The organism is Viscerimonas tarda (assembly GCF_054601255.1).
Genome location: NZ_BAAHWV010000024.1, coordinates 35607 through 55733, shown reverse-complemented (window position 1 = coordinate 55733; position 20127 = coordinate 35607). Strand labels below are relative to the sequence as shown.

Here is a 20127-nt window from a genome sequence, read left to right as displayed (position 1 = left end):
GAATCCATTCCGGTAAATACATAATGCAACCTATTTAGGTAGCACAAAGCTACAACAAAAAAGTGGAATATCCAAATGTTTATGCCACTTTTTTGCTAAAACTACCTAAATTTTTGCGGAGTTAGGGTTTAAATCTTGAGGCGGCAATGATTATCAACACAAATATGCCGAAAACAATACTCCACCCGAAAAGTTAGCGTAGGATTATCACTAAAAAACCGCCCAAGCAGACAAGGCGGGACAAAAGCAGGAAAAATCACTCAAACACAGCGCTATAAGTAAAAGAAGACTTCCATTTTTGACATTAGGGAAAGACATAAAAAAAGACGTTTTCAGACAGCGTTTGCACCTCTTAGCTATTCTCGGGGCTGTCTCAAAAGTCTGTCTCTGAGGTTGTCATTGGCTCAGGCCGATTTAGCTCAGGCTGATTTCCGCCGTTGGCTACAATTCCACTCCGCTCCAATTGCGGGATCCGACCCGCAATCTCCTGAAAATCATTGCACATTTACTCGGGAGATCCCGTGTCAAGCACGGGATGACAGTCTTTTAAAACAGCCCCCCTCTCCCCGAAAGGAGACCGTCATTCCGACTAAAGGGAGGAATCGCCAACTCATATCAGCAACTTTACCGAAAGGCATAAGCAGTAAAATTTTTGGTGCGTTTGCCCTAAAATAAGCCACTATATCTTTTTCTTATTTAATTGAATTTCAACAATAAATAAATTGCGATAATTTGCGTAATCAGCGTAATTCGCGTTCAAAAATACTTTTTGACACGGCCCCTGCCTTTATCTCTAATAAGCGCTATCAATAGCCTTCACTTCCCAGCCTAAAGCGCTTGCGCCCAACACGGCAGCGTCGCTTTCTTTCAAATCCGACATCAACAATTTTACTTTGTTGCGGTAAATTGGCAGCAAGTTTTCTTCCATATTTTTATGAACCGGATTGAAAATGAGCTCTCCGGCTTTGGTTAAGCCGCCAAACAAAATAATAGCTTCGGGGCTCGAAAAAGCGATGAAATCGGCAAATGCTTCTCCCAGTATTTGTCCGGTATATTCATACACTTCCTTTGCCAGGTTATCTCCCTGCAAAGCGGCTTCCGACACATCTTTTGACGTAATATCATCTATATAAGCGATATTCCTCAACAGACTGGCTTCTTTTCGTGTGGTGAGAAATTCTTTTGCTGTCCGAACAACTCCCGTTGCCGAGGCGTAGGTTTCGAGGCAGTCTTTTCGTCCGCATCCGCAAACGCGTCCACCAGACGTGCGCACGGTTATGTGTCCCAATTCTCCGGCAAAACCGTCGTGTCCGTAAACCAGTTGTCCGTTGACTACAATACCGCTACCAACACCTGTACCCAACGTGATGACTATAAAGTCTTTCATCCCACGGGCTACGCCGTAAGTCATTTCGCCTATCGCCGCAGCATTGGCGTCATTTGTCAACGAAACGGGGATGCCTAACTTATCGGTTAGCATCTGGGCTAAAGGGATAACGCCTCTCCATGGTAAATTGGGTGCAAATTCGATGCAGCCCGAGAAGAAATTTCCGTTGGGCGCTCCAACACCAATACCTTTGATGTTTTCGGCGCCTCCCACTTGTGTTATAATTCCCTGAATAGCCGATGACAGATGATTCACATAGTCATTGGCTTCCGTATAAACAGCGGTTTTCATCGAACCCTGATTGATGATGTGTCCTCTTTTATCTACAACTCCATAAACAGTATTGGTTCCACCAATATCTATTCCAATTGCATAAGGTTTTTCCATAGTAGTAAAGAAAATTTATATTTTATATTTGAATCTAATTAGTAATAATTCCGGCTAAATATACGAATATATATTTTATTAAAAAAGCAGATACCCCTTTAATCTAGGGCAAACGCATGAAAAATTTTACTGCTTATGCCTTTCGGTAAAGTTGCTGATATGAGCAGGAGATTCCTCCCTTTGGTCGGAATGACTGTCTCCTTTTTGGGAGAGGGGATGAGGAAGCGGCGGCGAAGCCGCCGCTTCCTCATCCCTTAAACCACTAACAGGCGAGTCATTCCGACCAAAGGGCAGTTCTTCTCTAAAAACCGTTCTGTCAAAGTCGGGATTTATTCCCCTTGCTTCCAGTTCTTCTCGCTCCTCAGCCTCTCGAACTGAGCCTGTATCTCCTGCGTTGTTAGACGAGGAGATTGTGCGATATATTCCGCTCCTTTCTTTTGGGATTCCCAATGATGCACGTAAGGAACCCTCTGCCATTGTTCCTCCGTTATCCATTCGGGATGTGGCATTTCCCTGAGTTTTATCTGCTCTTCTGTCATAGAGGAATCTCATTCGTAACAGTAGTACTAAAATTTTTCATGCGTTTGCCCTGCCCTTTAATACAGAACATTATTTATTCTTTATCTGTTTAAAGTATATATCTAAAACTTTGGATGCCGCTATAAAAGAGCTCATCTGTGAATTTAATACATCCTGTTCGCACAAACCAAGCTCTTCCTGCACGGCAGTGTTGCTATAAAATTCGGTTTTCAAACGCTCGTTTATGGTTTCGTACATCCAATACTTCGATTGTTCGTTGCGCCGGCGCTCAAAATAGCGATTTTTCCTGACAAATGCGATGTATTCGTCTATCATATTCCAGATTTCGGCGATTCCCTTTTCGTAGTAGCCCGAATACGTTAATACACGGGGCGACCAGCCCGATTCGGACAGGGGAAACAAGTGCAGGGCGTTTTTAAAATGGCTTTGGGCAAGCTTTGCTTTTTCGATGTTGTTGCCGTCGGCTTTGTTTATGATGATGCCGTCGGCCATCTCCATAATGCCGCGCTTTATTCCCTGCAATTCGTCGCCCGTTCCGGCAAGCTGTATCAGCAAAAAGAAATCGACCATCGAATGTACGGCTGTTTCCGACTGCCCTACGCCCACTGTTTCGATAAAGATACGGTCGAAACCGGCTGCTTCGCACAATACGATTGTTTCCCGTGTTTTTCGGGCAACACCGCCCAGCGAACCTGCCGACGGCGAGGGGCGTATAAAGGCATTGGGAGCAATACTCAACCGCTCCATGCGTGTTTTATCGCCCAAAATGCTCCCTTTAGAAACTTCGCTCGAAGGGTCGATAGCCAAAACGGCCAGTTTGTAGCCCTGCTTCAACACATGCATCCCAAAGGCGTCAATCGAAGTACTTTTACCGGCGCCGGGTACTCCGGTTATGCCGACTCTCACCGAATTTCCTGCATAGGGAAGGCATTTTTCAATCACCTCCTGTGCTATAATCTGATGTTCGGGTCTCGAGCTTTCAATCAGGGTAACAGCTTGTCCCAAAATCGAAATATTCCCTTTCAGTATTCCTTCCACATATTCGGATACGGTGTAGGACTTTCGTTTAAAACGACTGAAGTCCTTCATGTAGGGATTTAGGGTTGGTTTTTCCGATATTCCTTTATTCACTTTTAAGCCCAAATATTGGCGTTCATTCTCAGGATGTTCCATTTTTGCCACTTGTTACCTATTTTCAGAGTCTCATTACGAGGGTGTAAATTTACCAAAAGCAATCCAAATAAAAAAACCGGAAAAAGATTTTATCTTTATCCGGTTCACATTATATCACTTTTTTCACAGTTACTTCTTAGCAGGCAACACTTCGCCCTTAATTACCAACCGATAGGTTGTATCCGCCACATTGGTGAATACAGTTGCTGTTTTTTCAAACGCACCAACCTTGCTTGTTGTATTGTAAGAAAGTTTTATTTCGCCTTTTTGCCCCGGCAAAATAGGTTCCTTAGAATACAATGGCGCTGTGCAACCACACGAAGTTCCTACTTTGTTGACGATAAGCGGCGCTGTACCGGTATTTACAATCTCAAATGTGCAAACTGCCTGTCCTATTTCTTCCGCTATTCTTCCAAAGTCATGTACTGTTTTTTCAAGTTTAGCGCTTGGCGCTTTAGCAGGTCCGCTTTGCGCAGACGTGTAGCCAAAACCAAGCATTGCAACCAATAAAAATAATCCAATTTTTTTCATTTCTGTTTGTATTTAAAATCTGCATCAATTTTTGGGCAAAGTTATTAATAAAAACCCGAATACGAAATCTGTTTTAACTTTTGTTACACTAAATCCGTTTTAGGAGCTTCGTGGAGTGTATAAATTTTGTATTATTAAAATTAGGCAGGATGTTTTCCTGTATATTTTCCCTTTTTCAAAGTTTTCAATCGTCTATCGACGCCGATAGTTTCACTTCCTTCATTCCGCCGTTTTCGTCGCACCGGATGATACGTCCGGGAAACCGCTGAACAATCGAATAATTGTGTGTGGACATAATCACCGGGGTTCCATTTTTCGCAATATCGTGGAGCAGCTGTACAATAACATTGCCCGTTTCGGGGTCGAGATTACCGGTCGGCTCGTCGGCCAGTATAATTTCGGGCGAATTGAGCAAAGCCCTGGCGATAACTACGCGCTGCTGCTCGCCACCCGATAGTTCGTGAGGCATTTTGTAGCCTTTGTTTTGCATTCCAACCTGTGTCAGAACTTCTTTAATTCGCTCATTTATAATGTCTTTGTTTTTCCAACCGGTTGCCTTTAGAACAAATCCAAGGTTGTCGTCAACCGAACGGTCTATCAGCAGTTGAAAATCCTGAAAAACGATTCCGATCTTTCTCCTCAAAAAGGGGATTTGCTTTCTTTTCAGGCTATTCAATTCGTAATCAAGGATATGCCCTTCTCCTTCCTCCACCGGAATTTCGGCATAAAGGCTCTTCAGAAAAGTACTCTTTCCCGACCCAACCTTACCTATCAGGTACAGAAAATCGCCCTTACCGACTTTCAGGTTGATATTGTGCAATATCACGTTCCGGTCCCGGCCAAGATTTACGTTTTTGTATTCAACTACTGTGTTCTCTTCCATACGTTTAAAAATTAGAATAAATCGCTGTGCGTACCCGTATAATACAGGATAATACATTGATTTTGTTCATCAATTTCCCAAATCAACAACCAATCTGACTGAATATGGCATTCCCAATATCCTGCGTAGTTTCCAAGCAACTTATGAGGCTTGTAAACTGGATTTACATTTCCATCTGCCATTAATTGTTCAAATAGTTTAGTCAAAAGTTCCACATTGTATCCTCTTTTCAGAACACGTTTATAATCCTTTTTGAAGCTATTGGTGTATTCAATTTCGTACATCAGGAGTTTAAACCTTGCATTAATTCGGATATATTTTTGCTGCGAACGGTTTTTCCCGATTTTGCCTCCGATATGGATTTATCCAATTTCGGATAACACACATCTTCTTCTAATGAAACCCTTTTTACCCCCTTAAACATATACAAAGAGGATATAAATTGCTTCACATTTGTGTCGTTGTCAATGTCAATTACTAATGTTGCCATAATTCCGATTGCTTTTTCCCCCGTAAAGGTAATGAATATTTTTCTCTTTGATTGTGCAATGCAGTAAAAATGAGACGCAAAATTTTGCGTTTCTATCTCGTTCGATTGGATTTGCAAATCCGGCTAGACACATAATTCACCAATCATTTATGCCTTTTCTCCAACTCTCTGGCCAAATCTTCAATGCTTAAACCTTTGGAGGTGAGCAGCACTATCAGGTGGTAAATCATGTCGGCTGCTTCATATACCAGGCGTTCGTCGGCGCCGTTGCAGGCTTCTATAACGCTTTCGATGGCTTCTTCGCCTACTTTTTGCGCCATGCGGTTTACGCCCGATTCAAAAAGTGAGGTGGTGTACGAACCTTCGGGCATTTCTTTGTAGCGTTTTTCGATGAAAGTCTGCAAGTATTTGAGAAACAGGATGTCTTCCTTGTTCGTTTCCTCGAAGCAGGTATCTGCTCCGGTGTGGCACACGGGGCCAGCGGGGTTGACCTTAATGAGCAGCGTATCGTGGTCGCAATCGTCTTTTATGCTCACTACATGGAGGAAATTTCCGCTTTCTTCGCCTTTTGTCCAAAGCCGTTGTTTGGTGCGGCTGTAAAAAGTTACTTTACCTGTTTCTTTTGTCTTTGCCAGCGATTCTTCGTTCATATAGCCCAGCATCAACACTTTACCGGTGTAATCATCCTGAATAATGGCCGGAATTAGACCGCCTGTTTTTTCGAAATCTAAATTCATAGTTTTTATCTAACATTTATACCTTCGCTGCGAAGATAATTCTTTAAATCCTTTATTCCAATCTCTCCGAAGTGAAAAACGCTTGCCGCTAATGCCGCATCGGCGCATCCACTCTCAAAAACATCCTTGAAATGTTCCATCGAACCGGCTCCACCGGAGGCTATTACAGGGATACGGAGGCTCTCGAACAAGCGATGAAGGGCTTCGTTGGCATAGCCGGTTTTTACCCCATCGTGATTCATGCTGGTGAAAAGAATTTCACCGGCTCCTCTGTCTTCGGCTTCTTTTGCCCACGAAAACAGTTCTTTGTCTGTCCGGTTGCGTCCGCCGCTGGTATAACACATCCATTTTCCGTCTTCAAAATGTGCATCTATGGCGCAGACACATACCTGCGAACCATAATTTTTAGCTATCTCCCCAATTATTTCGGGATGCCTGATGGCTGTTGAGTTAATCGAAATTTTGTCGGCGCCTGCCTTTAGCAAGCGGTCAACATCTTTCAATTCGTTGATGCCCCCACCAATGGTAAAGGGTATATTGATGCTTTGGGCGATGCGTGTTACCAGTTCGGTAAAGGTTTTTCGCTCCTCGAATGTGGCCGTAATGTCCAGAAACACCAGTTCATCGGCTCCTTCCCTGCTGTATCGCGCGCCCAGTTCAACGGCGTCGCCAGCCTCGCGGAGGTTGACAAAATTGGTTCCTTTCACGGTAATGCCGTCTTTCACGTCCAGGCAGGGTATAATTCTTTTTGCCAGCATATTTTTTTAATTAGCAAATTCTTCTAATATCAACACATTAGCGCATCAGCTAATTGTTTTAACGTTACTTTATTTTCATATATCGCTTTTCCTAATATAACAGCCGGAATATTGGCCGCTTCCAAATCAAGAATATCCTGAAACGAGCTTACGCCGCCGCTCGCCACCAAATAAACCTGGGGGAAAGCCGCCAGGATTTTCTTGTACAATTCAACCGAAGGGCCTTGCAACATGCCATCTTTGCTGATGTCGGTGCAAACAATTTTTTTGATGCCACGCTCCACATATTCCCCGATGAAAGGGATTATATCCAACGAGGTAGATTCCTGCCAGCCCGAAACGGCTATTTTCTGGTCTTTACAATCGGCGCCGAGTATTATTTTCTCGTTGCCGTACTTGGCTATCCAGCTGGTGAAAAGGGCTTTATCCCTCACGGCAATGCTTCCGCCGGTAATCATTGAGGCCCCCGATGAAAAAGCTATATCAATGTCTTCATCGCTCTGAATACCTCCGCCAAAATCAATGACCAGCGAGGTGTTTGAGGCTATTTTTTCCAGCACTTTGTGGTTGATAATGTGTTTTGCTTTTGCTCCGTCCAAATCTACCAGGTGCAGGCGTTTCAGGCCGTGGCTTTCAAATAGTTTGGCCACCTCAAGCGGATTTTCGTTGTAAACCTTTTTCGCATCGTAATCGCCCTGCGACAACCTGACGCATTTTCCGTCTATAATATCTATTGCCGGTATTATGTCTATCATATTCTTAACAGTTCAATAAAAAATTCTGCAAAATGCTTTCTCCTACGCTACCGCTTTTTTCGGGATGAAACTGGGTGGCATAAAAGTTACCTTTGTTTAAAGCTGCACTAAAGGGATGTATGTAATCCGTTGTGGCTATGGTGTATTGATTCACAGGCACATAATAGCTGTGAACAAAATAAACATGCTGCCCTTCGACACGGGGGTCGAACAGGGGGCTTTTCACATCCGAAAGCGTATTCCAGCCCATGTGGGGCACTTTATCTTCGTTTCGGGAGGGGATAAAACGCTTGACGTTCACCTCATCAAAAATATTCAGGCACTCGGCGTCGCCTTCTTCCGAACAGGCGCACATCAGTTGCATACCCAGGCAAATGCCCAGCACAGGCTGTTGCAATTGAGGTATCAGTTTATCAAAGCCGGTTTCGCGCAGGAAGTCCATCGTAGAACTGGCTTCGCCAACTCCCGGAAAAATCACTTTATCGGCTTGGCGTATCAACTCTTTATCGTCTGTAACCAGCACATCCCCACCCAAGCGTTTGATGGCCGATTCCACCGAAAATACGTTACCTGCATTGTATTTTATGACAACAATACTCATATTTTTAGCTTTTCATATAACTTGTTTTCTCAATAAAAATCGTCTGTAACACAACGAAATAACTAAGGCGGTCAATGCTCCCAGGGTATCGGCCAGAAAATCGAACCAATCACCCGAACGGGGCGGAAAATATTTCTCCTGAATAATCTCTATCAAACCACCATAAAGGATAGGGACAATAATGGCGCCAAACAACATTGCCGACAGGTGTATATGCCCTTTTTTATCGTAAATATAGTACAGAGCCGCAGCTCCCGAAAGTCCAAGATACATCAAGTAATGAACCAGCTTATCGGCGGGTACGAAAAAATTAAATTCCACCTCAGGAATATCCTTGTTTGGTATCAAACAACATAAATAAAAGATTAGCCAAGCTATGATAAATGGAATCCAACAATACTTCAGTCGCTTCAACATAACTACACTCAAACTTTGCATTTCGACTGCAAAGTTGGCATAAATAATTATAATAATATGATATTCGTACCAAATTCTTATTAATCATTAACTAAATTTGCAGCGGAAGAATAAAATGGACAATGAAAAACCTCATTTCTACCTGATTTCACTTACAGAACAACCTCAGTAACAAATGAATAGCAACACAATAAACCTCATTACATCATTTATGTTCTAAATCCCGTTAGGGATTCAATGTTGGTAGAAAACCGATTCCTAAGCATAACAGCGTGCCGTCAGGTACGCAATATTCACATCCCGTACCTACGGCACGAAAAAAGGAAAGAACAATATTTCTACCAACATATTGTGCCTGATGGCACAAAAAAGAGCGTTTAACAATAATCCAATAGAACTTTTAGTTAATTATATGATAGTAGAATAATAAAAAAATAAATTATACAAATGCATTATAGTATAATTAAACGCATTTTCAAAATAGTATAAAATACTGATAATTAATAAATTAGAATAGTATCAATGCGTTATATGTTAGTAGAATTGATAAATTTAGTCAATGTGATAATAAAATCATTGTCGCTTCGCGCTGATTAACTAATTTGCTAATTGCTTACATCTTGCAATCTTCGTGTATGCTGAGTTCGCGTCCCTCGGTTTGGATGGTGATGTGTTTGATATTTGTCTCGGTGTAGATGATATGTACGGCTTCTTCGAGTATGGCATCCCTGTCGGAGTTGGGTTCTACGTTCAGGTGAGCGGTTAGGGTGGGGAAGTCGGAGGCTATCATCCAGATATGCAGGTCGTGTATGTCTGTTACTCCCGGTATCATTTTCAACGCATTCATCACCTTTTGGTTGTCGATGTTTGCCGGTTTACTTTCCATCAGAATATTCACCGATTCTTTCAGTATGTGCCATCCGCTGTAAAGAACGAGCGCCGATACCACAATACTGGCTATGGGGTCGGCAATGTCCCATCCGAAAAGCATAATCAGTACGGCGGCAACTATGGCTCCAACCGAACCCAGAAGGTCGCCGATGACATGCATAAACGCGCTCCTGATATTCAGATTCTCTTTTGTTTGCCCCCGCGAAAGGATCCATGCAACAACAATGTTGACGATTAATCCGATTGAGGATATAATAATCATGCCTTCTCCCAAGACTGTTGCAGGGTGGTTGAACCGCACAATAGCCTCTTTCATGATGAAAACGGATAAAATAACCAATATCACACCGTTCAGCAAGGCGGCCAGTATCTCGAACCGTTTGTATCCGTATGTTTTATCGGCAGTTGCGGCTCTCTCGCCGAACAACAGGGCGCTCAGGCTTAGTCCCAGTGCAAAGGCATCGCTCAGCATGTGGCCGGCATCGGATATAAGGGCCAGACTGTTGGTCAGAAATCCGCCGACAAACTCCACGACCATATACGTCAGTATCAGTGCGAAGCTGATAGTCAACGCTCTCTTATTGGCATTGTGCGAATGCGAATGCGAATGGCCGTTGTGTGAATGTCCTTTGCTCATGGTTTTTTGATGTGCTAATGTGCTAATGTGCTGATTTACTAATCATCACATTAGCACATCAAAATCATATCAATCATTCATTGATATAAGAAATTCGTCGTTATTTACTGTTTTCCGCAGTCTGCTTGCGAGGAACTGCATAGCCTCAACCGAATTCATATCCGAAAGGAAATTGCGCAGTATCCACATCCTGTTCAGCGTTTCGGCATCCAACAGCAAATCGTCGCGGCGTGTGCTGGACGATATAATATCCACAGCAGGGAATATGCGTTTGTTCGACAATTTGCGGTCGAGTTGAAGTTCCATGTTGCCGGTACCTTTAAATTCTTCAAAGATAACATCGTCCATTTTAGAACCTGTTTCGGTCAATGCGGTGGCTATGATGGTGAGCGATCCGCCGTTTTCGATATTGCGCGCCGCTCCGAAGAAACGTTTGGGCTTGTGCAGGGCGTTGGCATCCACACCACCGGTCAGCACCTTTCCCGATGCCGGTTGCACGGTATTGTAGGCTCTGGCCAGGCGTGTAATCGAATCGAGCAAAATAACTACATCGTGTCCGCATTCTACCAGCCTTTTGGCTTTGTTCAGCACTATTTCGGCAATTTTCACATGGCGGTCGGCTGGCTCGTCGAATGTTGAAGCAATAACTTCGGCATTCACGCTGCGTTCCATGTCGGTAACTTCTTCAGGACGCTCGTCGATGAGCAACACAATCATGTAAACTTCGGGGTGATTGGCGGCAATAGCGTTGGCTATATCTTTCAACAGGGTTGTTTTACCTGTTTTGGGTTGTGCAACAATCAAACCGCGCTGACCTTTTCCGATAGGCGAAAACAAATCAACAACACGGCACGAGAAATTGTCGTTTCGTCCGGTCGTAAGACTGAATTTTTCGTTCGGGAATAAAGGTTTCAGGTGGTCGAAAGGTACGCGGTCGCGTACTTCTTCGGGTGAACGTCCGTTAATCTGGTCAACTTTAACCAGTGGGAAGAATTTTTCTCCTTCTTTTGGCGGGCGGATAGGTCCTTCGACAATATCGCCGGTTTTCAGTCCGAAAAGCCTGATTTGAGACTGAGATATATAGATGTCGTCGGGCGATGACATGTAATTGTAGTCGGACGAGCGGAGGAATCCGTATCCTTCGGACATAATTTCAAGAACACCCGATGCCGACAGAATTCCGTCAAATTCAAAGGCTTTTTCTTGTGCCTGATTATTATTGTTTTGTCTTTGGTTGCCGTTTCCATTGCCGTTTCCGCTGTTTCCATTATTGCTATTCTGCGGTTTCACAACTTCTGTCATAACAACAGGCTCATCTTCTTCAACAATTACTTCTTCAACAGCCGAAAGCGGCGGCAATGCCGGTACCGGTTCCGTATTTTCTTCTTCTCGTACTTTTTTAGATCTGAAGACAAGCTGAATGGGTTTTTGTTGAGGAGCTTTTTCTTGTGCCGGTTTTTCCGGTGTTTGCACTTGTTGTACCGACTGGTTGGTTTGTACCGGGCTTGGTGTCGGGTTTGCTACAGACGCCGGTTGTTTGGGTTTTTCCTGAGCTGCCACAACATCTTTGCCTTTGGCATTTTGGGGCTTGTTTTTTCCTTGAGGCTGCTTGCCTTTGTTTGCATTGGAAGGAGGAGCGGTGGTTGTTTCCGCTGTTTTTGCGGCGGCAGGCTCTTTGGCGGCAGGTTTGTTGACCACTACCTTATTGCTGGCATCCTCTTTTTTTGCCGGATTTTCTTCGGTTTTCTTGATGGGTTCCGGTTTTATCTTGGATTTATTGTTGGGCTTGTTATTTTTATCGGCAGCCGGTTTCTTTTTATCTGATATTTTATCTTCGGCCTGATAGCTTTCCGAATTTTTATTCCGCGATTCAAGGATAGCTTGTTGGTCTAAAATCCTGTAAATGAGCTCATCTTTTTTGAAAGCGTCAGGGCGTCTCAATCCCAGTTCTTTGGCTAAGACCCTAAGTTCGGTAGTGAGCTTTTCGTTAAGCTCAAGAATGTTGTATATACGCATGTATATTTAAAATTATTTAGTAAGAATTTATTAGATTTTATTGTACGTGCAGTTCTCGTTTATAGTATTACTTGAAAAAACGCTTCTCATGTATAAATATTGAGATACATAAAAATACTGTGTAATAATGTTTTTATAGATTGCCTCGAAAGCAGAATATGCTCTCTTTATACTCCGAAACCATTTAACGGTTTCTCTAAGACCCTGCAAATATAGAAAGATTTTTTTTGATACACAATGCAATGGGTGAAAAAGGTAGGATAAACGCATGAAAAAAATTATATACCCTTGTTACCCCGAAGGGGTTATTCATATTCAACCCCGTTGGGGTAGTAGAGTGTCAGCCTTTTGGATCGTAGCTGCAATAATTTCATTATTCACATTCACCTCTATCTCCAAAATATCCACACTACTCCCCGAAACTTTGAAACGCTCGTCGGCTCTTTCGCCTATAATCCAGATGATGCTGTCGTCGGCGTTGCATAGTAGCCAGGTGTTTTCTTTGTCGATCAGGCTGAATTTGTGGTCGGAAAAGTAATCGCTCAGCTTTTTTGAGCCTTTCATCCCGAACGGAATAAACCTGTCGCCCTGTTTCCATTTTCGGATATGTAAAGGAAAGGTTAGGGTGGATTTATCAACTGCTATTTTGTTGCTGTTTTTCTCCGGTCGAAAGTCTTTTTCTTTTTTCCGCTGCTCAATAACCAGCTTGACGGGCGTATTTATGGTCGTTGTATCTTCGTCAATATAAAAATAACCGGCTTTTTTACCGGCTTTTTCTTCCAGAATAAATTTGTTGCGGTCTTTCACGAGCCGGTAGTTGTCCGCAAAAAATACTTTGCCCGACAGACCGTTTGCCGATTGGAGCACGTTGCCGATGGTGGCCGCATTGAAGCTATATGGATGGAGTATCTCGAACAAAACGCTTTCGGGATTCTCCGATTCCATCAGTAACTGAATATCTATCTCGTTGTTCCTGAATACCTTGTCGATAATTTCGCTTATGTGTTGGCGGTATATCGCGTCAATGGCTTGCAGATGGAGGCTCGTCTGGTTGATTGTCCGGTTGATGGACGGATTGATTTCTTTCAGCAGCGGAATGATATTCAGCCTTATTTTGTTGCGGAGGTAAACATCTTCGGCATTGCTGCTGTCTTCTACAAACGACAGGCTGTTTTCGCTCAAATAGTCCAATAGCTCGCTTCGGGTGAGGCACAACAAGGGGCGAATAATTTTTCCGTTTTCGGGCGAAATGCCGGTAAGCCCTTTTATGCCGGTTCCTCTGACCAGATTAATGAGGAATGTTTCGACCGAATCGTCCAAGTGATGTGCGACTGCAATTTTAGATACCCCGTGCTTTTGGCTTATTTCCTCAAACCAATTGTAGCGTAATTCCCGTGCGGCCATTTCCAGCGAAACGGCTTTTTCTTTCATACAGGCGTAAGTGTCGAAGGAGACGGAATGAAATTCAAACGAATTTTCGGCGCAATAGCTGCGAACGAATGTTTCGTCCCGGTCAGATTCTTCGCCTCGCAGGTGAAAATTGCAATGAGCAACGATGCATTTGTAGCCCAAGGCATTGAGTATATGGAGCAAGGCCATGGAGTCGCCGCCACCGCTGACGCCAATTATAACGCGCTCGTGGGGTATTAATAACCGGTGGGCGCTGATGTATTTTTCTACTGTTTCGAGCAGTTGCATAGTGTTCGGACTAAACTTTTTCACAAAGAACAAGTATTTTTTTGTCGTTGGCAAGTGTTGTAGCAAATATATACAATTCTCCGCCATCTTTTAGTGTCGTTTTCTTTCGGATTTCATCAACCGAAAGCGGAAAATTGCGGGTAGTTATGTTTGCCTTAGCTCTTGAAGCCAAGTCTTTTATGCTTTTTTTGTTGAAATCCATCACCTCCTGAATCCTGAAACACCTGCCGGGGAAATCCTCCACCAAGTTTCCGGAGGTATAGAGATGGCTGTTGGGATGAAGCTTTAAGAGCTGATACCTTGTCGCAACACTTTTATAGGCGCCCGCTTTCAGTATGGACGCGTTGGGCTCGTAGAGGTAGTTGCCCGTTGTTGTGGTATAGGCAGGCTGCGCCTTTTCTTCCTCTTCCTGATTGAACGAAAAGCATTGGGCTTTATCGGCCAGGATATTTACGCAGCGGAACAAGCTTGTGGCGGATTCTTTGTTCCGATCTTTAATCAGCAGCAATTCTTTGCACTCGTTGGCGCAGCTTATAATATGTACTTCGGCTATGTTGCTCAATTTTTTCAGGGCAAGCGCTATGTCGAGCATGGGCGATAGTTTGATGATTGTCCGGGCGCTTTTTTCGTCCAGCAACGCTTCTATTTCTATCAGGTTCGGGGTGCAGTCTTCTATCAGTACTGTTTTCCGGCCTTGTGTATTGCGGCGCGCCGGATCGATGTAGATTGTATCGGCAGCTGGCATTTGGTTTAAGTACAATTGGGCGTCGGCATTCACTATTGTGGTGTTTTTTAGACCTGAAACAGCAAAATTGTGTTCGGCCAGTTTGCTTAGTCCGGTTTGTTTTTCAACATAAATGCTCTCGTCGAATTGCCGGCTCATGAAATAGAAATCGACGCCCAGCCCGCCCGTTAAATCGACCAAACGCTTGCCTTTACACAACGAGGCTTTGTATTTCGCCGTTTTTTCCGAAGAACATTGCTCCATGGATATATGCGGCGGATACACCAGCTGCTCGTTATTGTACCATGAGGGAATTTTTTCGCGGGCAATTTGCCGGCCTGTTATTTGCCTGATAGCAAACGGCATGTCGATAGCCGGATAGCGGTTGGCTTGTAGCGCCAAAGCGTGAATATCGGCGTTTTCGTGCAAGCGTATAAACTCAATGCTCGTGTTATCAATCATTTCTTTATCCTGATAAATTCGCCTAAATGGCTTCCCTTGATGCTGAAATCGGGCAATATAGCTTGGATGCTATCCTGTTTCGGCGCCGGTTTTTTGTATTGAAAGTTGAAAATCTCGGATAATTTATCGAAGTCCCTTTTATACAGAAGTCCAATGCCTTGTGTTTGCAGGTTTTTGTCGCTGCGGGAAATATAGTATTTCTCGTTGTAATGGTTGTATATCTTCAATCGCCATGTTCCTCTCCGGTTCAAGAGTACTTCTACGTCAATGTCGTGTATCAGAGCATCTTGTTGCTGCATTTCGGAAATGCTGCTACTGCTGTTGTCGAAGCTGCGGTAACCAAAATTGCCGTTCAGCAACACCCTGTCGTTCAGTATTTGGCTCGATAGCAGCAATTCTACTTCGGTATCGTTGAAATTGGCGTCGCTGGTTCGGATGTTTGTGCCAAATTGCCAGCGGTTGTCAATCATACTCAGCACTTTGGTTAGCTGGGTCGAGAGGGTGGCGGAGGCCACCGAGGCAAAATCATTTGTCTTACGATCCACATTAAAATACCCCGGCGTATAAAATTTGGAGAGCAGCAGCAGATAAGCCATCTGGCGGTTTATCATATCTTCGTTGTTCATCAGGCTTTTAACCTGTCGTTGCACCTCGGGGTCGGCTGCAGGTAAGGCAATGTCGAGGCCTACATTCGGATGTTGCAGTTCGCCGGTAATGTTCAATATACATTCAACGGGGATGCTTGTTTGTCCGGTATTTCTCACTAAATCCTGATCGAGGTCTTTCAGGTTGGCGTTCAGCTTGTATTTTGCCGCTACATCCAGATTGGCGCGGAACGGGTCGCCCTGAAATAGTATCGAGCTGCCGTCTTGTATGCTGAACCGCCGCTCCATGATTTTTTGGAAGGTGAAGTTGTAGTCTCCTTTGCTGATGGTGTAGGTGCCATACAGCCGGGGGGCAATTTTACTTCCCCACACAAATTGTATCGCTCCGTTTCCCGAGCCTTTGAGCTTGTCGCCACCAACAGGGTCCATCACCATTTCTACCGTGGCATCGGGGGTTGCGTCAATGTAGAAATTCATATTGACTTCCATTCCCGATTCGGTTTTCAGGGGTTTGCCTGTTAGCTGTTGGGCTGTTTTCAGGGTGTCGGTGGCAATGCTGTCGTTGTTCCGGTATGTTATAAACGAATAATTCTGTACGGTTTCTTTCATGAAGTTCATGCAGATATTGGTGTTGGTATTCGTTTGCAAACGGGCATCAATATTCACGGCTCGTTCGTCGCCGCTGATGCTTCCCGAACCCGAACCGAAGGCTTTGCCGAAAAACATCGGATTTAGTTTTTCGGTAACGTTGTACATCATAAAATTACTGCCCGATAGCTCTACATAATACATAAAATTGGCGAAATAATCGTGTACAACTTTTCCACTGACCAGGGCTTTATTCTTATACTGGTCGTATAACCTGAGGTCGTTGAAGTATATCAGGTCTTTTTTCAGGTAAACGGTGTCGGTGAATGTATAGGTTGTATTCAGGAAGTTGATGCCAAGGCTCCCGTTTTCGATGAATGCTTTTCCTTCCACGGTTACGTTCGAGAAATCGCCGAACAAATGGACTTTTCCGCTTCCGCGTCCCGAGATATTGTTGAAAAGTGAGGCCGCATATTTATTCAGAAAGGCGATATTTACCTTGTTGGCATCGAAATTCAACGATAATTCTTTTTTCACGGGGTTGATAAATCCGGTGATGTCTGTTTGCCTTTTTTCTTCATCGAGGAGCGTCCCCTTCAGCAGTATATTGTTTGTTATATCCTCCAGTTCGCTGTATAACCTGAGGCGCCCCAATGGCGCTTTGTTGAACCGGAATCCGTCAACATCCAGATTGATATGCGGATAAGGCTTTCCGTCCACGCTCGATGCATTCAATGTGCCGGTGGCCGATCCTCCGAAATTAAGGGCATTGATGGCGAGGGTATTGAATACATATTCGAGGTTGATTTTGTTGAGATTGACTTTCAGTGTATCGTAGGGGTTTGTTTGGGAATATTTTCCGTTGATGTCAATCGCCTGTTTCCCTATTTTGTTGCTGATATTGAAGTTGTTGACGCTTAACTCTCCCGAACCGATGGATATATGCGATTTATCAATAGCCCATACTGTGTCGTTCAGGACGATATTCCGGGGCATGATTTCTATTTCGGTTTTGAGTGGCGTACCGGCTTTTTCGCGGCTAAAGTTGGTCAGGGCGGCAAACGAAATGTCGAAGGTTTGCTTGCTGTTGTTCGTCAGGTTCAATTCGGTATTTACCGTATTGTTGCCGGCCGTTAAATCAATCGAAACATCGTTGAGCACATCGTTTTTCCCCACAAAAATTCCGGTAATATCCGCGTTTATTTTGTCGGCGGTATTTTCGGCCAGCAAATAAACCGATTTAACATTGGCTCCGGCCACCTTCCCCGATGGGTAATATACTTCCAGACGAAATTTGTTGTAAATATTGTTGTAAAATCCAATGATTTTGGCCTGGCTGTATATGGTAAACGGAAGTGAAAATATTTTGCTGACTTGCTCTGTATTATTCACCGTGAAATTGAACGAAAGATTGTTTGTCTGTATTTTGCCGGCGTCTTTCTTGTCGAAATTAATCAATGCCGGTAGATAGGAATGAAGCGTTTGTGTGATGCTTTTGGGCATTGTCAGAAAAGAATATTCGCCCAGCGCTTCGCCGTTAATAATATCGGAACTGACCTTCAACTTTCGGTCGGACAGCGAGCCGGATGCCTCTATCAGGATGTTGTCCATGAAAAATTGGTCGCCATCGCGGTAAAAGCGGATGGAGTCTATATTCAGATAACCCTCGGCATTGTCGATATTATCGCCCGAAAAGTTGGCGTTGACATCCAGCGAAAGGTAGGAATTGCTGTACTTGTCCGATAGGTTTAGTTTATCCAGCCGCAGGTTTTGCAGTTTGGCGATAAAATTTAAAACGGGTTGCTTTTGCGAAAAGTCGAACAATCCATCCACATCCAGAAAAACGTTTTCGTCGTCAATTGACAAGGCGCCTTCCATTTTCAAGCCGTCGTATTTCCCGTTTAATGCAATATGCCGATACGGATAGCCTTTGTAATCGAAATGGCTTATATCACCTTTCACCTTGCCTCCCAGTGTTTTATGTTTGTATTTTTGCAGGTCAATATCCAGGTTGAAAGAAAGTTCGTCGAATTTTTCGTCTTCCAGTAATTCGCCCAATTTAAACTTCCCGGACGAAATGCTGCCGGTGAAAAACGATTCGATTCCCGATTCGGTATTAAACCCGAAATCGAGCTTGGCAGTTACCGACCCGGGCTTGGAATTTAAGAATCCGTGCGCCCGCAGTTTTTTCAGCTGCCCCGAAATATTGCCGCTAAAGGTAACGGTTCCTAAATTGTGTATCTGTTTGGGCAGGGTTTTCTTGTTGTCGGAGAAGTTATTGATTAGTCCGGCGATTCCTTCGGTCGTTACCCGGAGGTCGTTTACATTCCCCGAAAGGTAGAGCAATTCTTTATCCAATGCATGGGTAATGCTCGCATCGGCGCTCAATTGCATCTTGTCGCCATAGTCCAGCGATATGTCCGATACGTCAAAATCGTTAATCGTGCCCAACACCTTGCATTTCAAATATATCCGGTCTTCAAAATTTTTGAGGACCTTTGAAAACGGCGACAGGTCTTTGGGGGTAATGTAGGACGATACAATCGAACAATTGATGCAGGCGCTATCGGCCAGGTTTTTGGGCGAATCGACCTTGGATAAATCAATTTCGCATTTGCCGAATTGCAGAAGGGATTTGGGTGTTTCGAGCATAAATCCTTTTACCTGTATCGACTGAGCCTGTGAAATCAGCCGTAGTTTCAGGTTCTCGATTTCTAAGCCGCTTTTTTCTTTTAGCGCCAGTTTCTTAATCTGAATGTTCAGCGAATCGGATTTCAGCGATTTCAGGGACAGGTGGGCGTTGAAGTCCGAAACCTGAATGTGGTTTGGGTCGAAAGGATTGTTTGCAACCGGTTTATCCTTTATGTCGAAGCTGAGATTCCCGTTGCTGATGCTTAGGGTATTTATTTTTACTTCAATCTTCGATTTATTTTCGTCATCGGGCGATTTAAAAGCGTCGATAATGAACTGGATATTGAGCGGCGATCCGGATGTTTCTTTCGACAACTTTATATCGAAATCGTTCAGGCGCACGGCGGTAACAACTACTTCCTTTTGCAGAAGGGAGAACAAGCTGATGCCGGCATACAATTTATCGGCACGCAATATTTGTTCGTTTTGTTTGTCGAACAGGTAAACGCCATTGAGTTCTACCGTATTGAATGGCTGGATGTGTATTTTGTCTATCCCCAGTTCGGTATGCAGTTTATTTTTTAATTCCTCAACAATGCGTTCCTTTATCGCCTCTTGAACCGAAGGCATGTTCAAAAGGCCGAACAACAATGTGATAATTCCCAGAATTATCCCTACAAGGCTTAAAAATATATACTTAAATCGTTTTATTTTAGTTACGAGTTATGAGTTACAACGCTACGCCTCTTCCTTTAACCCCTTGCTCCTCCAAAGGGGGCTGTAAGAGCCTCCCCAAAAGGGGAAGGTTGGAGGGGGTGTTAACCACGCAAAATTAATAAAAAGCGAGGGGAAGTCTTTGTATTTTGCGAGAATTAAAGATAGAATTAATTATTTTTCACCAGTTTAAGGGTTTATGTTACGTTAGGGGCTGTCTCAAAAGAATACCAATTACGCCGATTGCGCAAATTGCGCAAATGAATCATACTGCTTATATCTTTTTTCGGCTCACCAGCAAAATTGCGTTTAGCCCCGCATGGGGCGACACTTTATTAACCGTATGCTTTAGCTTACGGCCTGACATACAGCACAGTAACCTAATCCCCGCATGGGGTGATACTTGATAGCGTGTCCAAGTGTCGTCCCTGCGGGACTTGGTTGCAGGAGACGACTGTTCACCCGTAAGCTGAAGCATACGGTTAATAAAGTGTCGTCCCAT

At 43.9% G+C, this 20127-nt stretch carries 17 protein-coding genes; all 17 read right to left on the bottom strand.

Annotated features, from left to right (window positions below):
• Positions 1 to 793: 793 nt before the first annotated feature.
• The 17 genes from ACYPWY_RS11115 to ACYPWY_RS11035 all read right to left on the bottom strand — a co-directional run bounded on the left by ACYPWY_RS11115 (position 794) and on the right by ACYPWY_RS11035 (position 19571).
• Positions 794 to 1774 carry an ROK family protein gene (locus ACYPWY_RS11115; RefSeq protein ID WP_459685599.1) on the bottom strand — a complete coding sequence of 327 codons (981 nt, stop codon included), beginning with the start codon at positions 1772 to 1774 and terminating at the stop codon, positions 794 to 796.
• A 126-nt stretch (positions 1775 to 1900) separates the two neighbouring features.
• Positions 1901 to 2326, bottom strand: coding sequence for a hypothetical protein (locus tag ACYPWY_RS11110; RefSeq protein WP_459685598.1), 426 nt, complete (start codon positions 2324 to 2326; stop codon positions 1901 to 1903).
• A 57-nt stretch (positions 2327 to 2383) separates the two neighbouring features.
• A complete protein-coding gene (gene meaB / locus ACYPWY_RS11105; protein WP_459685602.1) occupies positions 2384 to 3487 on the bottom strand; it encodes a methylmalonyl Co-A mutase-associated GTPase MeaB in 1104 nt (367 codons plus the stop codon).
• Between the two features lie 129 nt (positions 3488 to 3616).
• On the bottom strand, positions 3617 to 4018 hold the full coding sequence (locus ACYPWY_RS11100; RefSeq protein ID WP_459685597.1) for a DUF1573 domain-containing protein: 402 nt from the start codon (positions 4016 to 4018) through the stop codon (positions 3617 to 3619).
• A 184-nt stretch (positions 4019 to 4202) separates the two neighbouring features.
• Positions 4203 to 4901 carry a cell division ATP-binding protein FtsE gene (locus ACYPWY_RS11095; protein WP_459685596.1) on the bottom strand — a complete coding sequence of 233 codons (699 nt, stop codon included), beginning with the start codon at positions 4899 to 4901 and terminating at the stop codon, positions 4203 to 4205.
• An 11-nt stretch (positions 4902 to 4912) separates the two neighbouring features.
• The gene (locus ACYPWY_RS11090) at positions 4913 to 5185 is read right to left on the bottom strand and encodes a type II toxin-antitoxin system YafQ family toxin (protein WP_459685595.1); all 273 of its coding nucleotides are present in this window, start codon (positions 5183 to 5185) and stop codon (positions 4913 to 4915) included.
• Positions 5185 to 5391 (bottom strand): hypothetical protein, encoded by a 207-nt coding sequence (locus tag ACYPWY_RS11085; RefSeq protein WP_459685594.1) that lies wholly within the window; start codon positions 5389 to 5391, stop codon positions 5185 to 5187. Before ACYPWY_RS11085 ends, ACYPWY_RS11090 begins: the two co-directional genes overlap by 1 nt.
• Before the next feature lie 143 nt (positions 5392 to 5534).
• Complete coding sequence (gene hisIE, locus ACYPWY_RS11080; protein WP_459685593.1) at positions 5535 to 6128, bottom strand: bifunctional phosphoribosyl-AMP cyclohydrolase/phosphoribosyl-ATP diphosphatase HisIE; 594 nt, start codon at positions 6126 to 6128, stop codon at positions 5535 to 5537.
• A gap of 5 nt (positions 6129 to 6133) precedes the next feature.
• Positions 6134 to 6886, bottom strand: coding sequence for an imidazole glycerol phosphate synthase subunit HisF (gene hisF / locus ACYPWY_RS11075; RefSeq protein WP_459685592.1), 753 nt, complete (start codon positions 6884 to 6886; stop codon positions 6134 to 6136).
• A 29-nt stretch (positions 6887 to 6915) separates the two neighbouring features.
• Positions 6916 to 7641: a 1-(5-phosphoribosyl)-5-[(5-phosphoribosylamino)methylideneamino]imidazole-4-carboxamide isomerase gene (gene hisA, locus ACYPWY_RS11070; protein ID WP_459685591.1), complete on the bottom strand. Its 726-nt coding sequence runs from the start codon at positions 7639 to 7641 to the stop codon at positions 6916 to 6918.
• Between the two features lie 4 nt (positions 7642 to 7645).
• Positions 7646 to 8242, bottom strand: a complete 597-nt coding sequence (hisH, locus tag ACYPWY_RS11065) for an imidazole glycerol phosphate synthase subunit HisH (RefSeq protein ID WP_459685590.1) — start codon at positions 8240 to 8242, stop codon at positions 7646 to 7648.
• 12 nt (positions 8243 to 8254) lie between these two features.
• Positions 8255 to 8590: a VanZ family protein gene (locus ACYPWY_RS11060; protein ID WP_459685589.1), complete on the bottom strand. Its 336-nt coding sequence runs from the start codon at positions 8588 to 8590 to the stop codon at positions 8255 to 8257.
• Positions 8591 to 9272: 682 nt separating this feature from the next.
• Positions 9273 to 10187, bottom strand: coding sequence for a cation diffusion facilitator family transporter (locus ACYPWY_RS11055; protein WP_459685588.1), 915 nt, complete (start codon positions 10185 to 10187; stop codon positions 9273 to 9275).
• Positions 10188 to 10256: 69 nt separating this feature from the next.
• Positions 10257 to 12203: a transcription termination factor Rho gene (rho, locus tag ACYPWY_RS11050; protein ID WP_459685587.1), complete on the bottom strand. Its 1947-nt coding sequence runs from the start codon at positions 12201 to 12203 to the stop codon at positions 10257 to 10259.
• Positions 12204 to 12518: 315 nt separating this feature from the next.
• A complete protein-coding gene (gene tilS / locus ACYPWY_RS11045) occupies positions 12519 to 13925 on the bottom strand; it encodes a tRNA lysidine(34) synthetase TilS (protein WP_459685585.1) in 1407 nt (468 codons plus the stop codon).
• Positions 13912 to 15087, bottom strand: a complete 1176-nt coding sequence (locus tag ACYPWY_RS11040; protein ID WP_459685584.1) for a THUMP-like domain-containing protein — start codon at positions 15085 to 15087, stop codon at positions 13912 to 13914. The genes tilS and ACYPWY_RS11040 overlap by 14 nt, the downstream gene beginning before the upstream one ends.
• Complete coding sequence (locus tag ACYPWY_RS11035) at positions 15084 to 19571, bottom strand: translocation/assembly module TamB domain-containing protein (RefSeq protein ID WP_459685601.1); 4488 nt, start codon at positions 19569 to 19571, stop codon at positions 15084 to 15086. Before ACYPWY_RS11035 ends, ACYPWY_RS11040 begins: the two co-directional genes overlap by 4 nt.
• Positions 19572 to 20127: the final 556 nt, after the last annotated feature.